This is a genomic window from Pseudoblastomonas marina, assembly GCF_034374265.1.
GTDB lineage: Bacteria > Pseudomonadota > Alphaproteobacteria > Sphingomonadales > Sphingomonadaceae > Alteriqipengyuania_A > Alteriqipengyuania_A marina.
Genome location: NZ_CP139718.1, coordinates 551,445 through 573,517 on the forward strand (window position 1 = coordinate 551,445; position 22,073 = coordinate 573,517).

20 protein-coding genes are annotated in these 22,073 nt (G+C 65.1%); 10 read left to right on the forward strand and 10 right to left on the reverse strand.

What is annotated here, in order from left to right:
- Position 1: 1 nt before the first annotated feature.
- Positions 2-622 carry a TIGR02466 family protein gene (locus T8S45_RS02640; RefSeq protein WP_322294569.1) on the forward strand — a complete coding sequence of 207 codons (621 nt, stop codon included), beginning with the start codon at positions 2-4 and terminating at the stop codon, positions 620-622.
- A 46-nt stretch (positions 623-668) separates the two neighbouring features.
- On the opposite strand, the gene T8S45_RS02645 is transcribed toward T8S45_RS02640, so the two are convergent.
- From T8S45_RS02645 to T8S45_RS02655, 3 genes are all read right to left on the reverse strand, one after another.
- On the reverse strand, positions 669-1,205 hold the full coding sequence (locus T8S45_RS02645) for a septal ring lytic transglycosylase RlpA family protein (protein ID WP_322294570.1): 537 nt from the start codon (positions 1,203-1,205) through the stop codon (positions 669-671).
- A 934-nt stretch (positions 1,206-2,139) separates the two neighbouring features.
- The gene (locus tag T8S45_RS02650) at positions 2,140-3,369 is read right to left on the reverse strand and encodes an argininosuccinate synthase (RefSeq protein WP_322294571.1); all 1,230 of its coding nucleotides are present in this window, start codon (positions 3,367-3,369) and stop codon (positions 2,140-2,142) included.
- Positions 3,370-3,466: 97 nt separating this feature from the next.
- On the reverse strand, positions 3,467-4,759 hold the full coding sequence (locus T8S45_RS02655; RefSeq protein ID WP_322294572.1) for a class I SAM-dependent methyltransferase: 1,293 nt from the start codon (positions 4,757-4,759) through the stop codon (positions 3,467-3,469).
- An 86-nt stretch (positions 4,760-4,845) separates the two neighbouring features.
- On the opposite strand from T8S45_RS02655, the gene T8S45_RS02660 reads away from it, so the two are divergent.
- Positions 4,846-5,283 carry a DUF1801 domain-containing protein gene (locus T8S45_RS02660; RefSeq protein ID WP_322294573.1) on the forward strand — a complete coding sequence of 146 codons (438 nt, stop codon included), beginning with the start codon at positions 4,846-4,848 and terminating at the stop codon, positions 5,281-5,283.
- On the opposite strand, the gene T8S45_RS02665 is transcribed toward T8S45_RS02660, so the two are convergent.
- The 6 genes from T8S45_RS02665 to T8S45_RS02690 are packed head-to-tail and all read right to left on the reverse strand — an operon-like array spanning position 5,280 to position 10,934.
- The gene (locus tag T8S45_RS02665) at positions 5,280-6,047 is read right to left on the reverse strand and encodes an SDR family oxidoreductase (RefSeq protein ID WP_322294574.1); all 768 of its coding nucleotides are present in this window, start codon (positions 6,045-6,047) and stop codon (positions 5,280-5,282) included. The two genes, T8S45_RS02660 and T8S45_RS02665, sit on opposite strands and share 4 nt — an antisense overlap.
- Before the next feature lie 47 nt (positions 6,048-6,094).
- A complete protein-coding gene (locus tag T8S45_RS02670; RefSeq protein WP_322294575.1) occupies positions 6,095-6,685 on the reverse strand; it encodes a class I SAM-dependent methyltransferase in 591 nt (196 codons plus the stop codon).
- Complete coding sequence (gene rlmN / locus T8S45_RS02675) at positions 6,682-7,920, reverse strand: dual-specificity RNA methyltransferase RlmN (RefSeq protein WP_322294576.1); 1,239 nt, start codon at positions 7,918-7,920, stop codon at positions 6,682-6,684. Before rlmN ends, T8S45_RS02670 begins: the two co-directional genes overlap by 4 nt.
- Before the next feature lie 47 nt (positions 7,921-7,967).
- Complete coding sequence (locus T8S45_RS02680) at positions 7,968-8,456, reverse strand: invasion associated locus B family protein (RefSeq protein WP_322294577.1); 489 nt, start codon at positions 8,454-8,456, stop codon at positions 7,968-7,970.
- On the reverse strand, positions 8,453-8,950 hold the full coding sequence (greB, locus tag T8S45_RS02685) for a transcription elongation factor GreB (RefSeq protein ID WP_322294578.1): 498 nt from the start codon (positions 8,948-8,950) through the stop codon (positions 8,453-8,455). Before greB ends, T8S45_RS02680 begins: the two co-directional genes overlap by 4 nt.
- 10 nt (positions 8,951-8,960) lie before the next feature.
- Positions 8,961-10,934 carry a lytic transglycosylase domain-containing protein gene (locus tag T8S45_RS02690; protein ID WP_322294579.1) on the reverse strand — a complete coding sequence of 658 codons (1,974 nt, stop codon included), beginning with the start codon at positions 10,932-10,934 and terminating at the stop codon, positions 8,961-8,963.
- Positions 10,935-11,010: 76 nt separating this feature from the next.
- On the opposite strand from T8S45_RS02690, the gene dapA reads away from it, so the two are divergent.
- Entirely contained in the window at positions 11,011-11,892 is an 882-nt protein-coding gene (gene dapA, locus T8S45_RS02695) for a 4-hydroxy-tetrahydrodipicolinate synthase (RefSeq protein ID WP_188641508.1), read from the forward strand.
- On the opposite strand, the gene T8S45_RS02700 is transcribed toward dapA, so the two are convergent.
- Entirely contained in the window at positions 11,889-12,965 is a 1,077-nt protein-coding gene (locus tag T8S45_RS02700; RefSeq protein ID WP_322294580.1) for a succinylglutamate desuccinylase/aspartoacylase family protein, read from the reverse strand. The genes dapA and T8S45_RS02700 overlap by 4 nt on opposite strands.
- A gap of 89 nt (positions 12,966-13,054) precedes the next feature.
- On the opposite strand from T8S45_RS02700, the gene smpB reads away from it, so the two are divergent.
- From smpB to T8S45_RS02735, 7 genes are all read left to right on the forward strand, one after another.
- The gene (gene smpB / locus T8S45_RS02705; protein ID WP_188641510.1) at positions 13,055-13,537 is read left to right on the forward strand and encodes an SsrA-binding protein SmpB; all 483 of its coding nucleotides are present in this window, start codon (positions 13,055-13,057) and stop codon (positions 13,535-13,537) included.
- Positions 13,538-13,664: 127 nt separating this feature from the next.
- The gene (locus T8S45_RS02710; protein ID WP_322294581.1) at positions 13,665-14,228 is read left to right on the forward strand and encodes a DUF2062 domain-containing protein; all 564 of its coding nucleotides are present in this window, start codon (positions 13,665-13,667) and stop codon (positions 14,226-14,228) included.
- Positions 14,225-16,660, forward strand: a complete 2,436-nt coding sequence (locus T8S45_RS02715; RefSeq protein ID WP_322294582.1) for an ATP-binding protein — start codon at positions 14,225-14,227, stop codon at positions 16,658-16,660. The genes T8S45_RS02710 and T8S45_RS02715 overlap by 4 nt, the downstream gene beginning before the upstream one ends.
- Before the next feature lie 91 nt (positions 16,661-16,751).
- Entirely contained in the window at positions 16,752-18,245 is a 1,494-nt protein-coding gene (locus T8S45_RS02720; RefSeq protein ID WP_322294583.1) for a DUF4139 domain-containing protein, read from the forward strand.
- A gap of 11 nt (positions 18,246-18,256) precedes the next feature.
- Positions 18,257-19,885: a DUF4139 domain-containing protein gene (locus T8S45_RS02725; RefSeq protein WP_322294584.1), complete on the forward strand. Its 1,629-nt coding sequence runs from the start codon at positions 18,257-18,259 to the stop codon at positions 19,883-19,885.
- Between the two features lie 154 nt (positions 19,886-20,039).
- Positions 20,040-21,107 carry a recombinase RecA gene (gene recA / locus T8S45_RS02730; protein WP_322294585.1) on the forward strand — a complete coding sequence of 356 codons (1,068 nt, stop codon included), beginning with the start codon at positions 20,040-20,042 and terminating at the stop codon, positions 21,105-21,107.
- Between the two features lie 112 nt (positions 21,108-21,219).
- On the forward strand, positions 21,220-22,035 hold the full coding sequence (locus T8S45_RS02735) for a class I SAM-dependent methyltransferase (RefSeq protein WP_322294586.1): 816 nt from the start codon (positions 21,220-21,222) through the stop codon (positions 22,033-22,035).
- Positions 22,036-22,073 lie beyond the last annotated feature (38 nt).

The following is a 22,073-nucleotide window of genomic DNA, read 5'->3' on the forward strand; positions in this document are numbered from 1 at the left end:
GATGGCCAGCCGCGCATTCGACGTGAAACCGCTCTTCGCGGAACCATACTTCGTGACCAGCATCGCCGATGCGATCACGCCCGAGCAGGTCAAGCTGCTCAAGGGGCTCGAGATGGTCGACAACCAGACCAACAAGATCTCGAAGGACCTCTACATCTTCAAGCGCAAGGAGCTGCGCTCGATCGCCAAGGCGGTGCAGGAGGCGCTCGACACCTATGCCAAGGAAGTGATGGGGCTGACGCAGAAGCTCTACGTCACGCAGAGCTGGACGCTGGTGAACCCGCCCGGCGCGGGGATGCACGGGCATTCGCATTCGAACTCGATCGTGTCGGGCTCGCTCTACTATACCGAGATGCCCGATCCGCCGGCGAACATGATCTTCGAACGGCACACTGCCTACCAGCAGCTCGAACTGGGGCCGAACAACGGGCAGGTGAACGTCTACAACACGCTCAAGAACGCGGTGGTGCCCAAGCAGGGCGACCTGCTGCTGTTCCCGAGCAAGCTGCAGCATTACGTCGAGCCGAACCAGACGCAGCAGCCGCGCTACTCGATCGCGTTCAACGCCTTCATCAAGGGCAAGCTGGGATCGTTGCGCGACGTATCGGAGCTGACGCTCTAGCGGCTCGGGGGGAGAATGCGCGGGGAGAACGCGCAGGGAGGGCGCGCTAGTCGACCAGCGCGAGCTCGACCAGGCCGTGGCCGCGCCCGACCAGGCCGAGTTCCTCGGCCGCGGCGCGCGAGACGTCGATGATCCGGCTGCCGTGGAACGGGCCGCGATCGTTGATCCGCACGACCACGCTCGCCCCGGTGCGCGGGTTGGTGACGCGCAGGCGGGTGCCGAAGGGCAGGGTGCGGTGCGCGGCGGTCATCGCGTACATGTCGAACGGCTCGCCGCTGGCGGTACGGCGCCCGTGGAACTTGCGCCCGTAATAGGAGGCGGTGCCGCTGCCGATCGCGGTCTCGTCCTCGACCACCTCGATCGGCGGGTCGATCTCGGTCACGTCGACCGCGCCGTCGGCGGGTTCGGGCGTGGTGTCGGGTTCGGGGACCGAGGGAAAGCTGTCGGCGAAGCTCGGCGGTACGTCCTGCACCACCGGTTCGGACACGGCGTCCTGCGACACCGCCGCCGAGCTCGACCAGGTGAGGGCGAGCATGGCGGCCAGCCAAGTGGCGCGGCGCAGGGGTTTGCGGGTCCCTTCCATCGTGGCCGGGTTATACAGCGCCGAACGGCTCAGGAGTCGCGATGTGCCACCGTTTTGCCGCAATTTGCCGTCGTCCGGTCGCGATTCCGGGCGGCAAAGAGCGGGAAATTGCCGATCCGCAGCCGGAGAATCGCGGTGCCAGGGTTTCGGATCCCGAATGACAAACGGGGCCGGCATTGCTGCCGACCCCGCTCTCGCCGACGTCTCGTTCCGGGGGGAACGCATACGCCGAAGCATGTTGCCCTTTGGCAAAGCCGCCGGGCTCGTGCGTCCGGCGCTCGCGCCGGGAACCGGTTCCGTCGGGCGGGGAGATCCGGTCCACGAGCCCGAGGCTCGCTTTCCTTCACTGCCACCACCCGGCGGTTCCGAAGCCTTCACATCCGTAGCGGTCTCGCGATATCCGCGGTTCCGGCAATCCACGAGGGATTGCGTTTCACCCGACTTTTCCCTTCCGGTTCCGTCGGTGCCGAAGCACCCCGGTTTCCCGGAACTTGCGGTCTTCGCCCGGTTCGGCTCGCGCCTCCCTTTGCTCCGACCTCGCGTGACCGGATGATCCGGCCAAACCGTAACGAGCCACTCGCAGCATCTGCGGTTCGTCTTGATCAAACCCGAAGGTTCGTTCGCGACGTGTTTTCCGACGCTACCGCGGGCTCAGCCACGGTACCGGATGGTTTCAACGGAATTCCGCTTTCCTATCAGGCCTTTCGGCCTTCAAGTTCCGACGGGTTCCTCCGCCTTCCGATGACTTGAAACTGCGCCGGGAAAGCGATTCGTTCAAGCTGCGCAAGCCCGACTTATCGACATTCCACACTTTTGGTTGTGGATAACGGTGGATAAGTAACGGAAAGCCGGACTTGCCTTTCGCGCAAGAATCTTATAAAGGCGCTGCCAATCCCGACATTTCTGCCGAGTCGTGCTGCATCCATTCCCGAGATCAGCTGCGCCTGTCGCGCGCGCCCAGTAGCCGCAGGCGCAGCGCATTGAGCTTGATGAAGCCCGCCGCGTCCTGCTGGTCGTAAGCGCCGGCATCGTCTTCGAAGGTCACATGGGCCTCCGAATAGAGCGTGTCGCGCGACTTGCGCCCGACCACCATCGCATTGCCCTTGTAGAGCTTTAGCCGCACGGTGCCGTTGACGCGCTCCTGGCTCAAATCGATCGCCGCCTGCAGCATCTCGCGCTCGGGGCTGAACCAGAAGCCGTTATAGATGAGCTCGGCATATTTCGGCATCAGCTCGTCCTTGAGATGCGCTGCGCCGCGATCGAGCGTGATCTGTTCGATCCCGCGATGCGCGCGGGCATAGATCTCGCCACCCGGCGTTTCGTACATGCCGCGCGACTTCATGCCCACGAAGCGGTTCTCGACCAGGTCGAGCCGGCCGATCCCGTGCTTCCGACCGAGATCGTTGAGTGCGGCGAGCAGAGCAGCGGGGCTCATCGCCTCGCCATTGAGCGCGACGCCGTCACCCTTGTCGAAATCGATCTCGATATATTCGGGCGTGTCGGGCGCGTCCTCGGGATGGTCGGTGCGCGAATAGACGTAGTCGGGCGTTTCCTCCCACGGATCCTCGAGCACCTTGCCCTCCGACGAGGTGTGGAGCAGGTTCGCGTCGGTCGAGAACGGGCTCTCGCCGCGTTTGTCCTTGGGCACCTGGATCTGGTGCTTTTCGGCCCAGTCGATCAGCGCGGTGCGGCTGGTGAGGTCCCATTCGCGCCACGGGGCGATCACCTCGATATTCGGATCGAGCGCGTAGGCCGAGAGCTCGAAGCGGACCTGGTCGTTGCCCTTGCCGGTCGCCCCGTGAGCGATCGCATCGGCGCCGGTCTCGTGCGCGATCTCGACGAGACGCTTGGAGATCAAGGGACGCGCGATGCTGGTGCCCAGCAGGTAATCGCCTTCGTAGCGGGCGTTGGCGCGCATCATCGGGAAAACGAAATCGCGCACGAATTCCTCGCGCAAATCCTCGATGAAGATGTGCTCGTCCGGAATGCCCATCGCGCGCGCTTTCGCCCGCGCCGGCTCGATTTCCTCGCCCTGGCCGAGATCGGCGGTGAAGGTCACGACCTCGAGCCCGCGCTCCTTCATCAGCCACTTGGCAATGACAGAGGTATCGAGACCGCCCGAATAGGCGAGGACGACGCGGGAGATGGGCTTGGTGTCGGTCATCGCGTGCAGCTAGCAGCGGCGCGGTTTCTCGGCAATATTTCCCTCTTTGAGGCGGTGTCGGGGAGGTGCCGGGCAGACGGGACTGCCGCCCGCAAGATTATTCCGCCGCCTGCCGTAGCGCCGGGTCGAGGCTCCACACCGGTGCTTCGTCGGCATCGCGCAGCCGGGCGCTTTCCTCGGTGATCCAGTCGCGCGTCATCGGGATGGCGGTGCGGTCCTTCACGTAGAGGATTTGCCAGTTGACCATCGTACCGTGGCGGAAACTCTGTTCGGCGCCGGCGAGGTAGTAGAGCCACATGCGGTAGAACTGCTCGTCGTAGAGCGCGATAATCTCGTCCTTGTGGAGGACCGTGCGGTTGTACCATTCCTCCAGCGTGTGGCTGTAGTGGAAGCGCATCGCCTCCACGTCCATCACCTGCCAGCCATGCTTCTCGCTCTCGCTCACCAGTTCGGACAGGGCGGGGATATAGCCGCCGGGGAAGATGTACTTGCGCGTCCAGGCATCGGTCGTGCCCGGAGGTCCGGCGCGGCCGCAGCAATGGCTGAACATCACCCCGTCGGGCTTGAGCAGGCGCGAGGTGTGCTCGTAGAATTGCGGGTAGTGGATCGTGCCGACATGTTCGAGCAGCCCGACCGAGCAGATGCGATCGAAGCGCCCGCCGTCCTCGGCTTGGACATCGCGATAGTCGCACAATTCGAAATTCACGCGGTCGGCCACGCCGAGCGCCTCGGCGCGTTCCTGGCAGAAGGCGATCTGGTCGGGCGCAAGCGCGACGCCGAGCACGTCGATGTCGTAATGCTTGTGCAGATAGAGCGCGAGCCCGCCCCAGCCGCAGCCGATATCGAGCACCTTCATGCCCGGCTTCAGGTCCAGCTTGGCCGCGATATGCGCCTTCTTGTCGAGTTGCGCCTGCTCGAGACTGTTCGCCGGGTCGCGGTAATAGGCCATGGTGTACTGGCGGTCCTCGTCGAGGAACAGCTCGTAGAGGCGGCGGGTGAGGTTGTAGGTGTGCTCGGCATTCTTGCGCGCTTTGCCGCGCAAATTGATCCCGTCGAATTTCGCCGCGGCCTTCTGCAGGAACTTGCGCAGCTTGCCCTGGGCGTGGGTAGCATCGTCGCCGATCTTCTTCGCGTTGCGGGTGAAGAACAGGATAAGGTCGCGGATATCGTGCGGTTCCTCGACCACCAGCCAGCCCCACATGAAGGCCTCGCCCGCGCCCAGTTGCGGGTAGCGTGCGATATGGCCCGCCGCGCGCTTGTCGGTCAGGCGGAGGCGGATCGTCTCCTCGTCGCCCCCGGGGCCGTAGTCATAAGACTTGCCGTCATGATCGGTGACGGTGAGGCGACCTTCGGAGATCAGCCGATTGAGCAGTTTATCGAGTAGCCACATATGTCATATGTTTATGCCAGTTGCCCGATCTGGCAATAGAATAGAGTGGACGTCCACAGCGGCGACCACCGGGAAGGAGCGTTCGGATGGCGAACAAGACCACGCAGACCGAGGCGAGCGTCGAGGAATTCATCGACACGATCGATCATGAGCGCAAACGCGAAGAGGCCCGCGAACTGCTCGCGTTGTTCGAGCGCGTGACCGGCGAACGACCGAACTTGTGGGGCCCTTCGATCATAGGGTTCGGCGAATATCACTACGAATATGACAGCGGGCGCGAGGGCGACTGGATGCGGACCGGTTTCAGCCCGCGCAAGGCGAAACATTCGCTCTACCTAATGGGCGGCTATTGCGACGAGGCCGAGGCCGAGCGGCGCAAGGAAAAACTCGATCGGCTCGGCAAGTGGTCGCGCGGCAAGAGCTGCCTCTACATCAACAAGCTCGACGACGTGGACATGGACGTGCTCGAGGAGATCGTCGCCGACGACTGGGCGACGATGAACGCGCTTTATCCGCCAGGCTAGGTTTCGACCTCGCCCTCGCGCGCGAGGAACATCACGTCGCGATCCTGCGACAGGACGTGCTGGCCCGAATCGATATAGAGCGTCTCGCCCGAAGCAAGCGTTCCTTCGGCGAGAAACAGCGCGGCGTCCGCGACCTCCGCGATATCGGTCTTGCGTTCGAGCAGGTTCATCCGGTGCGAGACTTCGGTCTCGGCCTCGTCCTGGTCGTGGCTCGGCAAGATCGCGCCGGGCGCAAGCGCATAGACCCGGTCGTCCGAACCGCGATGCGCGATCGCGAGCATCCGCATCGCCGCGGCGACCGCGTGCTTGCTCATCGTGTAGCTGAAGAAATCGGGATTGGGGTTCGCCAGCTTTTGGTCGGTCAGCTGGATCACGCGTCGCCCGGCGCTGCTCTTGGCATGTTCGAGAAAGGCCTCCGCCATCCGCACCGGCGCGAGGGCGTTGACGTGCATGGCGTGCTCGAAAATCGTCGGGTCGACCTTGTCGTAACTGTCGCGCTCGAACACGCTCGCGCAGTTTACCAGAACGCGCCAGTCGGGCAGGCGTTCGGCAAGCTCGTCGATCATCTGAACGGCCGAACCGCTATTGGCGAGATCGCGCTGGATGATTTCGGCCGAGGGCAATTCGTCGGCGAGCGCCTGCGCTTCCTCTTCGGAGGTGCCGTAATGGATCACGACGTGCCACCCGGCTTCGGCGAAACGACGGACGATCTGCGCGCCAATGCGCTTGGCACCGCCGGTAACGAGGACGGATGGCTTGTTCATGGGCAGCGGCAAAGCACACATGGGTGCACTTGGCTAGCCTTGGCGACCTAGCCGCGCCGAACCGTCAGCGCATACCAGTCGCGCCGCACGCCGTCTGCGCCCTTGCCGCAATATTTCTCCGCTGCATCAATGACAAAGGCTGCATCCCGATAGATGGCCTCGAGCCACTCGGTAGCGGGGAAGTTGGTGAGCCGGCCGAGCGGATCGCGTGCCTCGCCGTCGCCGAGCTTGTAATTGGCATAGTGCCATCCTCCGGGGCGTAACGCTTTCCGGATCCGTTCGAGGATGTCGGGGAGCTCGGCCCGCGCGACGTGCAACAGGCAGGCATGTGCCCAGACGGCGTCGTAGGTTTCGATCGCGTCGAGCTCGTCGAATCGCATCTGCCGGGCCTCGACGCCGAACCGTTCCTTCGCCTTGCGGATCAGCGCCGATGTCGCGTCGGTTGTGTCGAGATCGAACCCGCGCTCGATCATGCGAGCGGCATCTTGACCGGTGCCGCAACCGAGTTCGAGAATACGCGCTCCGGGGGCGAGCCGGTCGAGAAAGCCGTCGAGATGGACGCTGTGCGTGGTGCCGAAACTGAATGCGAAACGAGGAGCGTTGGCCTCGTACCAGGCCAATGTCTCCGCGTCGCTCAACCGGCGGCCGCCGCGGCAGCCTCGCGGTCGCGCTGGGCGCGACTCTTCTTTTCGGCGGTCGTCTTCAACTGGCCGCAGGCGGCGTCGATATCGCGCCCGCGCGGGGTGCGGACGGGCGCGCTGATTCCGGCCTCGAACACGATGCTCGAGAAGGCCCTGATCCGTTCGGGCGTCGAGCACTCGTAAGGCGCACCGGGCCAGGGGTTGAACGGGATCAAATTGACCTTGGCCGGTAGGTCGAACTGCTTGATCAGGCGGACGAGTTCACGCGCGTCGTCGTCGCTGTCGTTCTTGTCCTTGAGCATCACGTATTCGAAGGTGATGCGGCGCGCATTCGAGGCGCCAGGATAGTCCGCGCAGGCCTGCAGCAGTTCCTCGATGCCGTACTTCCTGTTGATCGGCACGATCTCGTCGCGGACCTCCTTGGTCACCGCGTGGAGCGAAACGGCGAGGTTGACGCCGATCTCCTCGCCGCAGCGCGCCATGGCGGGCACCACGCCGCTGGTCGAGAGCGTGATCCGCCGCTTGGAGAGGGCGAGCCCTTCGCCGTCCATCACGATCCGCAGCGCATCGCGGACATTGTCGAAATTGTAGAGCGGTTCGCCCATGCCCATCATCACGATATTGGTGAGCAGCCGGCCGTCGGCGCGGTATTCGGCTTCGCTCTCTTCCTCTGCGAAATCCATCTTGCCCTTGGGCCATTCGCCCAGCGCATCGCGCGCGAGCATGACCTGGCCGACGATCTCGCCCGGGGTGAGGTTGCGCACGAGGCGCATCGTGCCGGTGTGGCAGAAGCGGCAATTGAGCGTGCAGCCCACCTGCGAGGAAACGCACAGTGTGCCGCGGGTCTCATCGGGGATGAAGACCATCTCGTATTCGTGGCCGTCGGCGGTCTTGAGAAGCCATTTGCGCGTGCCGTCGGACGAATGCTGCGCCTCGACCACGTCGGGCCGGGCAATCACGAAGCGCTCGGCGAGCCAGGGGCGCATGGTCTTGGCGATATCGGTCATCGCCTCGAATTCGGTCTCGCCGCGATGGTAGATCCAGTGGAACACCTGCTTCGCGCGCAGCTTGGACTGCTTGGCATCGAGCCCGGCGCCCGCGAACAGGTCCATGATCTGCCTCTTGGTGAGGCCGAGCAGGTCGATGCGGCCATCGGCGCGCGGGGTGATATCGCGCGCAACGGGAACGGGGTCGACCTGCCCCGGTATGGCCATGAGGTTCGTGTCTGCCATGGGAAGGCGCGATATAGGGACGGCTATCGGGTTTGGCTAGCGTCGCGTCATCGCGTCCTGGCGCAACCCACCGTCGCGGCATCGATGGCGGTGGCGGCCCCCGACAGGTCGTAGCGATCGGAGAAGCGAGTGCCGCTCTTGTCGGTCGCAGTCACCCGCATCGAGTTGGCCGAGCGCATCGCGGCGATCACTGCGGCGTCCATACGCTTGTGGCGGGCCCACGCATCACCGCCGCCGCCGACGAGTTCGAAACTGTCGCGCCCGACACGCAGGCGGATCACTCCGCCGTCGCGAACCTCTCGCGACAGGCGCAAATGAAGCTGGTTTCGGACCCCGCGATTCGGCCAAGTCCCGACGCTTGCGAATGGTTCGAAACGGCGCTGTCGATCGTTCGGCTCGGCTGCGGCGATGGCATAGCAGCGCGGCACGCGCGGATCGCGAAACGCGCCCCAGCTGTCGAACACGCCAAGGCTGTCGCGCGCCATGGCCGGGACCGCGAGGAGCACCATGGCCCCGAACACGGCGAACCCCTTCATGCGGCGTTCTCCCGCACCGGGTATTCGATCGCCATGATCTCGTATTCCTTCTCGCCGCCGGGCAGGTAGACGGTGCGCAGATCTCCGACCTCGGCCCCTTTCAAGGCCCGCGCGAGTGGGCTCGACCAACCGATCCGGCCTGATCCCGCATCCTGTTCGTCATCACCCACCAGCGTCACGACCCGCTCGTCATCGTGCTCGTCCGCCAGCGTCACGGTCGCGCCGAAGAATGCGCGGGTGCGATCGGGCTGGGCCGAGGGATCGACGACGCGCGCATTCTTCATCCGGCGCGCGAGGAAGGCGAGCTCGCGGTCGATCTCGCGCATGCGCTTGCGGCCGTAGAGATAGTCGCCGTTCTCGCTCCGGTCGCCATTGCCCGCGGCCCAGCTGACGATCTCGACGATCTCGGGGCGCTCCTTCGACAGCAGATGGTCGTAGCGCGCTTTCATGGCCGCCAGGCCCGCCGGCGTGATGGGGTGTCCGTCGTGTTTCACGCCGGAGGCCTTAGCGTGAAGGGACCGGCCGTCCAAGAAAGCGACTGGGCGTGCGCGGGGCGCCGTAGCGGGCATCTTCGGGATAGAGCTGTTCGTAGGTCACCGCGTTGCCGAGGACGCGCTGGACGTAGTTCTTGGTCTCGAAGAACGGGATTTTCTCGATCCACTCCTCCCACGAAATCTCGCCCCTGCGCGGATCGCCATTGCGCTCGATCCACTGGATCGCGCGACCCGGTCCGGCATTGTAGCCGACCAGCGCGAGCGGGTAGCTGCCGCCGAAACGGTCCATCAGCTGCGCGAAATAGGCGTTACCGAGCCGCATATTGTATTGCGGATCCTCGAGCAGCGCGTTGCGCGAATAGGTCACGCCGAGATTGCGCGCGGTGTCCTGCGCGGTCCCGGGGATCAGCTGCATCAGGCCATAGGCATTGGCATGGCTCAAGGCCTTGGTCGCGAATTCACTTTCCTGCCGCGAGATCGCGTGGACCATCGTCCAGTAGGAATTGATCGGCGTGTCGAGCTTTGGATAGCCGACGCGCTCGAACCCGGGCACGCCATTGGCCTGCGTCGCTGCGCCGAGATGAACCGCCAGGTCGCGGCGACCGAGTTCCTGCGCGAGATCGTAGACCATCTGCGCCCTGGTCGGGGTGTCGGCCCAGTCGGCGAGCTCGGTCAGGAAGTAACGCGTGTCGCGCCAGTCGAGCCCGCCGCGCGCGGCTTCCTTGACCGCCTGCACCAGCGGCATGGCGGCGAAGCGGACGCGTTCCTGCTCGGTCGGCTGTGGGGTAAGGGGCGCGGCAATGGTCGGGAACTCACGGCCGAGGCGTTCGAGCGCAAGCTGGCCGTAGAACATGTCGGGATATTGCGCGGCCATTTCGTAATAGCGATTGGCCTCCGCCTGGTTGCCCGCACGCTGCGAAGCGAAGCCGGCCCAGTAGAAACCCTTTGACCGGGTCGGCGCAGTCTTGGCTGCGGCACCGTAGCGATAGAATAGCGGCGCGGCGCCCGCGGGATCGTCGAGCTGCCACATCGCGCTCGTCCCTCCGAGCCACACCAGCGAGGTGTAGTCGTCTCGGATCGAGTAGCTCATGTCGCTGATATCGGCATCCGGGGCGAAGGCTTGGTCGACCTTCTGCGCGATCCGGAAGGCAGAGGAAGCACCGCCATCGCGCGCCACTTCGAGTACTTCGGCGAGCCACAACTCGCCGTCGAGTGCGGGAGCCGTCATGGTCGGTGCGTTGGCGAGCAGGGCCACTGCGGCCGATTGCTGGCCGTTGCGGCGCCACTGGCGGGCCTGGTTGTAGAGAAAGCCGGGATCGCTCCGTGCATCTGCAGGCACGTTCAGTCCGATATCCTGGGGCTTGGAGCCTTGGATGATCGCCAGTCGCGCCATGTAGAGATCGCGCTTGGCCGGCGAGACGAAGCTGATCGCACGTGCCGCAGCTTCGGTGCTGCGCTGCCACAGGAGCGCGTCCATCCGCATGTCGTGATCGGCCTGCGTGAAGCGCGAACCGAACAGGCCGGACAGATACACTTCGGTGACCGAATTCATCTCTCCGCCGCGCCAGGATTCGCGTGCCCAGCGAAACGCTTCGTCGCGCCCGAGCTGGCCGAGCGCCATCGCGTAGCGCGCCTTGGCGGTGTTGGTCAGCGGCGGAAATCGGTCGTGGAAAGCGACAAGGCGCGCGGCGGGAACCGCCTGCTTGTCGAGCGCGCGTTCGGCGCGCCGCTGGATCAGTTCCTGCCGCGGGAGTCCCGGATTGGCCTCGATGAAGTTGGCATACGTCTCGAAGCCGTAACCTTCGCTCTCGGTCAGGTTCTTCCACTGGCGCAGCGCCTGCGCCATGGCTCCGGGCTGCTGCGCTTCGACGCGCTCGCGCATCTGGTCCCAGCGATCGGCCTGCTGCGCATTCGCAGCCCCCCCGGCCAGTACGAGGGGAAGGGCGGCGGAAGCGAGCAATATGCGACGTATCATGCTGGACATCGTAGTGATTCCCTCCTTATCGCACGCTGAACGCGCGACCGTCCGGTCCGTTTCCGCGACGATACGAGGTAATAGCATGTTTTCCGGTTCGATTCCCGCCTTGGTGACGCCCTTCAAGGACGGCAAGTTCGATGAACAGACCTATCGCCGCCTGATCGACTGGCAAATCGAGCAGGGCAGCAGCGGGCTGGTGCCCTGCGGGACGACTGGCGAGGCATCGACGCTGTCGATCGAGGAACATCATCGCGTTGTCGAAGTCTGCATCGACCAGGCCGCCGGGCGCGTGCCCGTGATCGCGGGCTGCGGCAGCAACGATACCCAGAACGCGCTCGCGCATATGCGCTTCTGCAAGGAGGCGGGCGCCGCTGCGGGGCTGTGTGTCGCACCTTATTACAACCGCCCGAGCCAGACGGGCCTGATCGCGCATTTCAGCTATCTCGCCGAGAATTCTGACCTGCCGATCGTGCTCTACAACGTGCCGAGCCGGACGGTCACCGATATCGAGGACGAGACGGTGGTCGAACTGGTCCGCAAGTATCCCGACCGGATCGTGGCGATCAAGGATGCCAGCGGAGACCTGTCGCGGGTGGCCGACCACCGCATGGGCCTCGACAAGGATTTCTGCCAACTATCGGGCAATGACGAATTGTGGCTCCCGCATTCGGCAGCGGGTGGTTCGGGCTGCATTTCGGTCTCGGCCAATGTGGCACCGGCGCTGTGCGCCGAGTTCTACGAGGCGATGGCGGCCAACGATCTCGTACGCGCGCGCGAACTGAACGACCGGCTCTTCCCGCTGCACTACGCGATGTTCTCCGACGCGAGCCCGGCACCCGCCAAATACGCGCTCAGCCGCGTCCACGACTGGGTCAATGACGAGGTCCGCCTGCCGATCTGCCGGGCGAGCGACGCCGCCCGGAAAGCGGTCGACGAAGCGCTGGAGCATGCCGGGCTGGTCTAGATGACCTCGTCCTCGTCGAGCTGCGGTGCCGGGGGCAGCGGCGGTTCGCTCGCCGCCAGCGCCTCGATGATGCTGCCGGCATGTTCTCCGACCCGGTCGAGCCGGTCGATCTCGGCAATATGGAACATGGCATCGCCCTGATTGACCACCGGCAGCGTTGCATGGCCGATGATCACCCCTTCGATCGGGCTGACAATTTCGACTCCGTCCTCGCCGAACAACCCGCCCACCACCGCCAGCAAGCTGCCCTTGCGCACCACGTCGCCCGACCTGCGGACCCGGCGTGAAACACCGCCGCGCGGTGCTCGCACCCAGGTCGACCGGTTCGCGCGCATGGGAACGTCGACCGCTTCGAGTCCGTCGGACTCGTCGATCATGCCGATATGCGCCAGCACCCGAAGGACGCCCTTCACCCCGACCTCGATCGCGAACCGGTCGAAGCGCAGCGCCTCTCCGGCTTCGAGCAACAACATCGGCGTGTCCCGCTCGGCTGCCAGCGCGCGCATCGAACCGGGGCGCAGCGGGCTTTCGATCGTGATCGGCGCACCGAACGCCATCGCCAGCTCCGAGAGATATGGACTGTCGGCCGCGATCCGCACCTGCGGCAGGTTGTAGCGATGGACAGCGGCGGTGTGCATGTCGATGCCCAGCGCGCAGCGATCGATTACGTGGGTGAGGAAGCAATGCGCGAGTTGCGCCGCGAGGCTCCCGTTCTCGTGACCGGGAAAGCTGCGATTGAGATCGCGGCGGTCGGGCAGGTAGCGGCTGTGCGCGGCAAAGCCGTAGATGTTGACTGCCGGTGCGAGGATCAGCGTTCCCGCCATCTCGTCTGGCAGGAGATGGTCGAGCAATCTCTGGATGATCGCTGTGCCGACGATCTCGTCGCCATGGATGGCCGCGCTCACGAACACGGCTGGTCCCCTCCTGTTGCCGTGCAGCACCTTGAGAGCGAGCGAGGATTCGAGCCCGGTGACCTGCTGGCTGACGGGAATCGAAAGGATCTCGGAAGTGCCGGGCGCGATCGTTCGATCGTGGATGACGAACGGCTCCGGCGGTCTGGCAATCGTTTCCATCGCCGCGTTCTAGCCATGCTTGCCTGCTTTTGAGCAAGCGAAATCGGGGCATTGGCCTTTTGCGCGCGAGCGCCTACATCGCGCACCCCATGGCCCGCCCGACACCCAAGACCTTCGACAAGCAGAAAACCGTCGCCGACAACCGGCGCGCGCGGTTCGACTATTTCATCGAGGACACGTTCGAGGCGGGGATCGCCCTGCAGGGGACCGAGGTGAAGGCGCTGCGCGGTGGCGAGGGCTCCATCCGCGAAAGCTATGCCGAGGTGCGCGACGGCCAGGCCTGGCTGATCAACGCGAACATTCCCGAATTCAGCCACGGCAACCGTAACAATCACGAGCCCAAACGGCCGCGCAAGCTGCTGCTCCATGCGCGCGAGATCGAGCGCATGGTCGGCGCGGTCGAGCGCAAGGGTATGACGCTGATCCCGCTCTCGATCTATTTCAATTCGCGCGGGCGGGCGAAGGTCGAACTCGGACTTGCCAAGGGCAAGCAGGCGCAGGACAAGCGCCAGACGATCAAGGAACGCGACTGGAAGCGCGACAAGGCACGGCTGCTGCGCGACCGGGGCTGACCGGACGTTGCCGGGGCGCGACGATTGTCAGGCCCCGACCCTTGAAGAAAAACCTGTCGAGCGCCATTGGCATTTGAACGATTGCGGTGCGACACCGCGCCCAAGCGCCGTTAACATTACCGGAAGTATGACCGTCAATTCCATGTCCTCGCGTTTCAACCGCTGGCTCAAGCGCAATAGTCCTTCGCGCGAATCGCTCGAGGGCAATCGCTGGGTCGGATTCGCCGCTCGGCGACCGGAATTGTGGCGCCTGACGCGGCGCTCGGTGCCGCGGGGGGTCGCGATCGGATTGCTGGTCGGGATCTTCGCGCTGATCCCCGGCGTGCAGATGATCGGGGCGGCGCTGATGTGCGTGCCGACCCGTGGCCATATCCCGTTGGCCGCGGCGATGACCTTCCTGTCGAACCCGTTGACCACGCCGTTCATCGTCGGGCTGGCGCTCGAGGTCGGCAGCGGGCTTGGCTACAACAGCGACATCCGCGTGTTCCGCCAGCTCTATAATTCGAGCGCGAGTATCGGAGAATGGCTTTCCTGGCTGGCTTCCGATGCCGCGCCGGGCATGGTGGTCGGTCTTGCCGTGATCTCATGCATTGCCGCGGCCATCGGGTATCTCGTCTCCTCCTTCATCTGGACGCGGGTCGTCAATCGTCGGCGTCGCCGGCTGCTGGCCGACCGGAGGAACGGGGGGTGAGGGCGCTGGCCCTCGCGTCGCGGCCGCCGGCCGTCGTTTCGGCGATCGTCGCGACCGGCCTGCTGTTGAGCTGTCTCGCGCTGTGGCTGGCGACCGGCAGCGCGGTCGTCGTAGGCACCTATCTCGGCGCGGTCGTCGTCCTTGGCGGGGCGGGTTGGCTGATGTTGCGCGATACCCAGGTCGATGCGCTCGAAGCGATCGCCATGCCCGACTGGTCGGTCACCGTCGCGGCGATCGACCAGGCCGAGCTCGCGATCGCGATCACCGATCGGGCTGGGCGCCTGACCTGCGCAAATTCGCTATACGAAGACAATTTCGGCACCGCCAAACCGCCGCCCACGCTCGATACCGACCAGCCGTCGCGTGACGCGCTGCTGCGCGCTTCGCGCGATGCCTGGCGCGATGGACGCGCCGATGCGGGAATCATCCGCTCGGGGGCGGAAAGCTGGGCCGCAGAGCTCGAGCGCGCTGGGCGGGGCGAGGATTACCTGATCTGGCGATTCCAGCGGCAGGCCTCGCCCGACCTCATCGAGGCCGCGATCGCCGCGCTGCGCGGAAAGCTGGGCCGCGCGCTCGATCGCGCGGGCATCGCTGCCGCGATTGTCGATCCCGACGGGTTCGTCATCGCGAACAGCGATGGCTTCGCGCTGCGCGCGACCGGGGAACCGGCGGACGATCTCGCACACAAGGAGTTCGTCTCCTACTTGCGACAGGACGAGGAGGACCGGATCAGCTGGGCGCGCGAAGGCAAGGGCGGCGCACCGCTGACAATGTACTACATGCCGGTAACCGATCCGGACCTCGCCGATCATGCCGGCGCCGATGCCCATCCCTCGCTGATGCTGCTCGTCGATAGCGGGGTCGGGCTTGGCGGCGGTGGTGGCGACCTGGCCGCGGCAGTGCCGAATCTCGAGGCGCTGCTGGGGCAGCTTCCGCTGGGACTCGCGATGGCCGACCGCGACGGGCTGTTCCTGTTCGCCAATCCGGCCTTCATGCGCGCGGCCGGGAAGGAGGGCGAGCTTCCGCCGCCCTATCCGTCGGACCTGGTGGTGCAGGAGGACAAGGGAGCACTGGCCGATGCGGTGCGCCGCTTCGCGCAGGGCCCCACCACCAGCGGCGACGTCGCCGTGCGGCTTTCGGCCCAGCCCGAGGAACCGGTCTCGCTCAGCCTTGCCGGGGTCCGCGGGCTCGGCGACGCGGCAGTACTGCTGGGGCTCACCGACACTTCGGAGGAATTGCGCCTCAAGCGGCAGATCGCGCAGGCGACCAAGATGCAGGCGGTCGGCCAGCTGGCGGGCGGGGTCGCGCACGATTTCAACAACGTGCTGACCGCGATCCTGGGGATCTGCGACCTCATGCTGCTGCGCCACACGCCGGGCGACAGCGATTACGACGATATCCAGCAGATCCGGGCGAATTCGAGCCGTGCCGCCTCGCTCACCCGGCAATTGCTCGCGTTCTCGCGCCAGCAGACGCTACGCCCCGAAGTACTCCAGCTGCCCGATGTGGTCAGCGAAATCTCGCAGATGCTCAAGCGTCTCATCGGCGAGAAGATCCGGCTGCAAGTGACCCACGACCGCAATCTCGGGCGGGTCCGGGCCGATCCTTCGCAGCTCGAACAGGTGATCGTGAACCTCGCGGTCAATGCGCGCGACGCGATGCAGTCGAAAGGCGACGGGCGCGGCCAGCTGCGCATTTCAACCAAGCGCGTGACCGCCGCCGATATCCGCGCGATGCGCTCGGAAATCGTGCCGGTCGGCGATTACACGGTGCTGATCGTTTCGGACACCGGGACGGGCATCGCACCCGACAAGCTGGGCAAGATCTTCGAACCGTTCTTCACGACCAAGGAGCAGGGCAAGGGCACCGGGCTCGGCCTCTCGACCGTTTATGGCATCGTCAAGCAGTCGGGCGGCTTCATCTTCGCCGACAGCGAGCTTGGGAAGGGTACGACCTTCTCGGTCTACCTCCCGGTCTATCACGAAACTGTCGAGGCGCGCCAATTGCGCGAAGCCGCCGCAAAGCCCGCTGCGCCACAGCGCGAATGGGCCGGAGGCGGGCGGATCCTGCTGGTCGAGGACGAGGATCCGGTCCGCGCGGTGGCCGAACGCGCGCTGACCCGCCAGGGCTACGAAGTCGTCACCGCTGCCGATGGGGAGGATGGGCTTGAACATTTCCTCAAGCACGACAAGTTCGATCTTGTCGTCAGCGACGTCGTGATGCCGATCATGGACGGCCCTGCGATGGTGCGGAAGATCCGCGAGAAGCGAGCAGACCTGCCGATCCTGTTCATGTCGGGCTATGCCGAGGAACAGCTCCGTAACGAGATCGACATTTCCAACATGCACTTCCTGCCCAAGCCGTTCTCGGTCGCGCAGATCGCCGACAAGGTGGCGAACGTGCTGGCGGAATCGAACGCCGGCGAAGGCTAGTGTCAGAAGCCGACTGAAACTCGGGAATTTCCAATCCCTTGGAATTGTGCAATCCACTAGCACGACTCGTTTCTGGGGAGGAAGTGATCGCATGAAATTCCACAGCATTCTTACCGTCCTGCTGGCCTCGGCCGCGATCGCGACACCGGCAATTGCGCAACAGGCCGATGCGTCCGATCCGACCCCAGACCGTACCGCGCAGGGCGACGTCGCTGTCACCATCTACCAAGACGGGAACGCGCTGGTGCAGGACGTGCGCCGGCTCGACATTCCAAGCGGGCGGACGCGGATCGAATTTCCGGATGTATCGGCACAGATCCGTCCCGCCACGCTCAGCTTCGAGGCGCCGGGCACCGCGATCGTCGAGCAGAATTTCGATTTCGACCTGCTGACGCCGACCAAGCTGATGGAAAAGGCGATCGGAAGCACCGTCACGCTGGTCCGCACCAACCCGGCGACCGGACAGGAAGTGCGCGAACGCGCCGAAGTGCTCTCGACCGCTGGCGGCGTGGTGGTGCGGATCGGCAACCGGATCGAGGTCTTGCGCGATGACGGCCTGCCGGTGCGCGTGGTATTCGACCAGGTCCCGCCCAATTTGCGCGCGCGCCCGACGCTTTCGGTCACGCTCGACAGCAACCGCGTCGGCGCGCGCGATGCCTCGATACGCTACCTCACGCCGGGGCTGGGCTGGGAAGCCGACTATGTTGCGCTGTTCGACGAAGCCAGCGGCACGGTCGACATGCAGGGCTGGGTCACTCTGACCAACAATACCGGCACGACCTTCCACAATGCCGATACGCTGCTGGTGGCGGGCAACCCGTCGCGCGCTGGCCAGCGTACGCGCAGCGACATGGTGCGTCCGGGCACGCAGACCGCCGATCGCGAGCGGCTGGGCGATTATTATCTCTACCCGCTCGACGAGCGGACCACGATCGCCAATGCGCAGACAAAGCAGGTGAGCTTCCTCGACGTTTCGCGCGTTCCGGCGCAGCGGGTCTATTCGATAGGCACCTCGTGGCTGCGCTCGGACGACGATTTTCGCCCTGCGGCGACCGCGATCGGTTTCAGCTCCAGCCGCGACGGCGGCCTGGGCGATGCCTTGCCTGCCGGTACAGTGCGCTTCTACCAGCGCGATGCCGCGGGCAATCCGCAATATATCGGCGAGAACCGCATCGGCCACACGCCGATGGGCAGCACGCTGTCGCTCGTCACCGGCGATGCCTTCGACGTGTTCGTGAAGGCCGAGGTCGAAAGCCGTGAGGAGATTTCGGCGGACGAATACGAACGCACCGCGCGCTATCGCGTGATCGAGGACGGCGAGGTCGTGCGAGAAGTCGAGGTCGACGAAGAGGTCGAGTATTTCCGCACCACGATGCGCTACACCTTCACCAACGCGAAGTCCGAACCGGTGACGGTGCAGATGATTCAGTACGGGCTCGATCAGTATTGGTGGGCGCGCGATTTCCGCGTCGTGTCCGAAGATGTCGAGGGCGAACAGCTCAATGCCGACCGCCGGCTCTACAGCGTGCGAGTGCCGGCCAATGGTGAGCGGGTGGTGCGCGTGACATACGAGACCAAGTTTTAAGGGGCAGGGCGATGCGCCTCTTGCTTCGAAAAACCAGCCTCGGGGCGATAACGGCGGTTCTCGTCGCCGGTGCGCCGGTGCACGCGCAGGATCGCGCGATCGTCGATGCGTCCGAGCCGAACGAAATCGATGTCACGGTCTATCGCGATCCCAACCGCCAGTTGGGCCAGCAGCTCGATCGGCAGCTCCCACGCGGCTTCGCGATGATCTCGGAGACGCGCACCGTCACGCTGCCGCCCGGCGAATCTCGCATCCGCTTCGAGGGCGTTGCCGAAGGTATGGTCGCGGTTTCGGCGATCGTTACCGGCCTGCCCGGCGGAACGATCGAGAAGAACCGCAATGCCGACCTGCTGAGCCCGGGCGCGCTGGTCGACGGCACGCTTGGCAATCGCGTCACCATCACGCGCACCGATCCGGCGAGCGGTGAGGTGCGCAGCGAGGACGCGATCGTCCGCACCCGCGCCGATGGCGGGCTCGTCCTCGAGACCGGGGACGGGTTCGAGGCGGTGCGCTGTTCGGGCCTGCCTGAGAAACTCACCTTCGATCGCGTACCCGACGGGCTCTCGGCGCGGCCGATCTTTTCGATCGACACGCACGACGATCGCGGCGGGACCTACACGGTCACGCTGTCCTACCTTTCCTGGGGCTTCGACTGGGAAGCGAGCTATGTCGCGACCCTCGACGAAGGCGGCGACCAGGACGCGGTCAGTTTCGATCTCACCAGCTGGCTGACGATCCTCAACGATAACGGCCAAAGCTTCGACGGTGCAGACCTGATGGCGGTTGCGGGCAGGCTGAATGTCGTCAGCGATTTCCAGCGTCTGGCATCGCCGCCGCGCGCCACCCCGCTGCGTCTCGAATGCTATCCGATCGGCAGCACGGCAACGGGTTCGCCGATCCCACGCTACGATGATTACTACGACGATCGAATGATCACTGTCACCGGCGCGCGCTTTGCCGAGGCCGCGCCGCCGCCTCCACCTCCACCACCGATGGCGCCGCCGCCACCACCTCCACCCCCGCCACCCATGGCCGCCGAGGAAAATCTCGGTGACCTGAAGCTTTACCGCGTGCCGTTCGCGGTCGATGTGAAGGCGCAAAGCCTCAAGCAGATCGCATTCCTGCGCGAAGAAGGCGTCAAGGGACGCCTCGCCTACGAGTTCGATTGCGGGCCCTGGCAATGGAGCGAACGTCCGCCCGAGGGTGCGCGCATCCTGCTCGAGACCGAGAACGAAAAGGGCAGCGGACTTGGCGTCGCCTTGCCGACCGGGACGGTCGCGATCTTCGAACGCGGTCCGCGCGGCGAACTGCTCGTCGCCGACCGCAATCTGCGCGACTACGCCGTGGGACAGGACGTCGAACTGACGATCGGCGACAGCGCGCAGGTGTTCGGCCAGTGCCACGGGACCGGCGGCGCGGATCCGCGCAAGGGCGGGCCGCGCGGGACCCAGATGCGCGCCACGCTCACGAACGCGAATCCCTTTCCGGCTACCGTGCGCGTCCGCCTCGGCTGGCCGTCACAGTGGCGTTTCGAAGGGATCGAGACCGTGTTGGACGACGGCCAGCGAGTCGTCGAGATATCGGTTCCGGCCAACGGATCGCGCGAGGTCGACTGGCGGGTACGGCCGGTCGCAGACTGACCCAACTGCTTGTTCCAGGGACGCTGCGGAAGCCCGGCTTTCCGGTCGGATAGGAAAATTTCTGTTCCACACTTGTTCTTTTGGAACAAACTGCGTACACAGGCTCCCGTTGAAGAGTTGATACCGACCCTAGCGAACCGACGGAGACCATGTCATGGCAGGTACGAATTTGAAGCTCGTGGACAAGGATAGCAACGTGGACCGTCAAAAGGCGCTGGACGCCGCACTCGCGCAGATCGATCGCGCCTTCGGCAAGGGGTCGGCGATGAAGCTCGGCTCGCGCGAGGCGATGAACGTCGAATCGATTTCCACCGGTTCGCTCGGCCTCGATATCGCGCTCGGCATCGGCGGCCTGCCCAAGGGCCGCGTGATCGAGGTCTACGGTCCGGAAAGCTCGGGGAAGACGACGCTGGCGCTGCATGTCATCGCCGAAGCGCAGAAGAATGGTGGCACCGCAGCCTTCGTCGATGCCGAACACGCGCTCGATCCGGTCTATGCCAAGAAGCTGGGCGTCGATATCGACGAGTTGATCGTCTCGCAGCCCGATACCGGTGAGCAGGCGCTCGAAATCACCGATACGCTGGTGCGCTCGAACGCGGTCGACGTGCTGGTGGTCGACTCGGTGGCCGCGCTGGTGCCGCGCGCCGAGATCGAGGGCGAGATGGGCGACAGCCATGTCGGCCTCCAGGCCCGCCTGATGTCGCAGAGCCTGCGCAAGCTCACCGGTTCGATCAACCGCTCCAAGTGCATGGTGATCTTCATCAACCAGCTGCGCATGAAGATCGGCGTGATGTACGGCAATCCGGAGACCACCACCGGCGGCAATGCGCTCAAGTTCTACGCCTCGGTCCGGCTCGACATCCGCCGCACCGGCCAGATCAAGCAGCGTGACGAAGTCGTCGGCAACTCGACCCGGGTGAAGGTGGTCAAGAACAAGGTTGCCCCGCCGTTCAAGCAGGTCGAATTCGACATCATGTATGGCGAGGGAATTTCCAAGATCGGCGAGATCCTCGATCTCGGGGTCAAGGCCGGCATCGTCGAGAAATCGGGCGCCTGGTTCTCTTATGACAGCGTGCGCATCGGCCAGGGCCGCGAGAACGCCAAGGACTTCCTCAAGGAAAATCCCGAGGTCTGCGCCAAGCTCGAGGCGGCGATCCGCGGCAAGGAAGACGAGGTGGCCGAGGAAATGATGACCGGTCCCGACGCCGACGACGGCGAATAATACCTTACTATCCTTTCGAACGGCCGGCGCTCTTCCGAGGAGCGCCGGCCGTTTTCGTTTGGTTTTCAACCGCGCGGCTTGCGTCGTGTCATCGTCCGTCTAGGTTCGACCCATGACGAGCAATGCAGACTGGACCGGCCGCGTCGGCGCGAGCTGGGCGGAGAACCACCGTCTCACCGATCGGGCACTGTCCGGGCTGACGGGGCAATTGCTCGATGCGATCCGCCCGCTCGGTGGCCGCCGTATCGTCGATATCGGGTGCGGTGCGGGGGAGCTGTCGCTCGCTCTGGCCCGCGAACGTCCTTCGGCCAAGGTGATCGGCCTCGATATCTCGGCCGACCTGATTGCGGTGGCGCGCGAGCGGGCGGCCAACCGCGACAATCTCGAATTCACGGTTGCCGATGCGCAGGTCTGGCGGGCGGGCGATTTCGATCCCGATCTGCTCGTTTCGCGCCACGGGGTGATGTTCTTCGCAGATCCGGCGGCCGCGTTCGTCAACCTGCGCGAGGGCGCCCAGCCGGGCGCTCAGCTTTGTTTCTCCTGCTTCCGTGCACCCGAGCTCAATCCATGGGCGAATGAGGTGGCGGAAATGTTCGATCGCCCGCAATCGGCCGCGATCGACGAGCCGGGCCCCTTTGCCTTTGCCGATGCCGAGGCGGTTCGTGCGCTGCTCGAACAGGCCGGATGGGACGACGTGACCCATCGTGCGGTGGACTTCGCCTTCATCGGCGGGAGCGGTCCCGAAGCGCTCGACGAGGCGGTCGAATTCTTCACCCGCATCGGTCCGGGCGCCCGGGCCATCGCCGAGCGCGAAGGCAGCGAGCGCGAAGCGGCGCTGTTGCGGCTGCGCGACTGGCTGTCGCGGAGGCTTCATGGCGATCTGATCGCCTTGCCCGCGGCGGCCTGGATCGTCACCGCGCGAGCCTGACCCCAGGCGGGGCGAAGATCCCGATGGGGGCAGGGGGC

What these genes read in the sequence shown, in the direction of transcription:
- T8S45_RS02650 (WP_322294571.1), bottom strand. Translation starts at nt 3,369, where the DNA reads ATGACCGACACCAAGCCCATCTCCCGCGTCGTCCTCGCCTATTCGGGC.
- T8S45_RS02725 (WP_322294584.1), top strand. Translation starts at nt 18,257, where the DNA reads ATGCGCCTCTTGCTTCGAAAAACCAGCCTCGGGGCGATAACGGCGGTT.
- T8S45_RS02735 (WP_322294586.1), top strand. Translation starts at nt 21,220, where the DNA reads ATGACGAGCAATGCAGACTGGACCGGCCGCGTCGGCGCGAGCTGGGCG.
- T8S45_RS02710 (WP_322294581.1), top strand. Translation starts at nt 13,665, where the DNA reads ATGACCGTCAATTCCATGTCCTCGCGTTTCAACCGCTGGCTCAAGCGC.
- recA (WP_322294585.1), top strand. Translation starts at nt 20,040, where the DNA reads ATGGCAGGTACGAATTTGAAGCTCGTGGACAAGGATAGCAACGTGGAC.
- T8S45_RS02640 (WP_322294569.1), top strand. Translation starts at nt 2, where the DNA reads ATGGCCAGCCGCGCATTCGACGTGAAACCGCTCTTCGCGGAACCATAC.
- T8S45_RS02700 (WP_322294580.1), bottom strand. Translation starts at nt 12,965, where the DNA reads ATGGAAACGATTGCCAGACCGCCGGAGCCGTTCGTCATCCACGATCGA.
- T8S45_RS02680 (WP_322294577.1), bottom strand. Translation starts at nt 8,456, where the DNA reads ATGAAGGGGTTCGCCGTGTTCGGGGCCATGGTGCTCCTCGCGGTCCCG.
- dapA (WP_188641508.1), top strand. Translation starts at nt 11,011, where the DNA reads ATGTTTTCCGGTTCGATTCCCGCCTTGGTGACGCCCTTCAAGGACGGC.
- T8S45_RS02655 (WP_322294572.1), bottom strand. Translation starts at nt 4,759, where the DNA reads ATGTGGCTACTCGATAAACTGCTCAATCGGCTGATCTCCGAAGGTCGC.
- T8S45_RS02660 (WP_322294573.1), top strand. Translation starts at nt 4,846, where the DNA reads ATGGCGAACAAGACCACGCAGACCGAGGCGAGCGTCGAGGAATTCATC.
- T8S45_RS02720 (WP_322294583.1), top strand. Translation starts at nt 16,752, where the DNA reads ATGAAATTCCACAGCATTCTTACCGTCCTGCTGGCCTCGGCCGCGATC.
- smpB (WP_188641510.1), top strand. Translation starts at nt 13,055, where the DNA reads ATGGCCCGCCCGACACCCAAGACCTTCGACAAGCAGAAAACCGTCGCC.
- T8S45_RS02645 (WP_322294570.1), bottom strand. Translation starts at nt 1,205, where the DNA reads ATGGAAGGGACCCGCAAACCCCTGCGCCGCGCCACTTGGCTGGCCGCC.
- T8S45_RS02665 (WP_322294574.1), bottom strand. Translation starts at nt 6,047, where the DNA reads ATGAACAAGCCATCCGTCCTCGTTACCGGCGGTGCCAAGCGCATTGGC.
- rlmN (WP_322294576.1), bottom strand. Translation starts at nt 7,920, where the DNA reads ATGGCAGACACGAACCTCATGGCCATACCGGGGCAGGTCGACCCCGTT.
- T8S45_RS02690 (WP_322294579.1), bottom strand. Translation starts at nt 10,934, where the DNA reads ATGTCCAGCATGATACGTCGCATATTGCTCGCTTCCGCCGCCCTTCCC.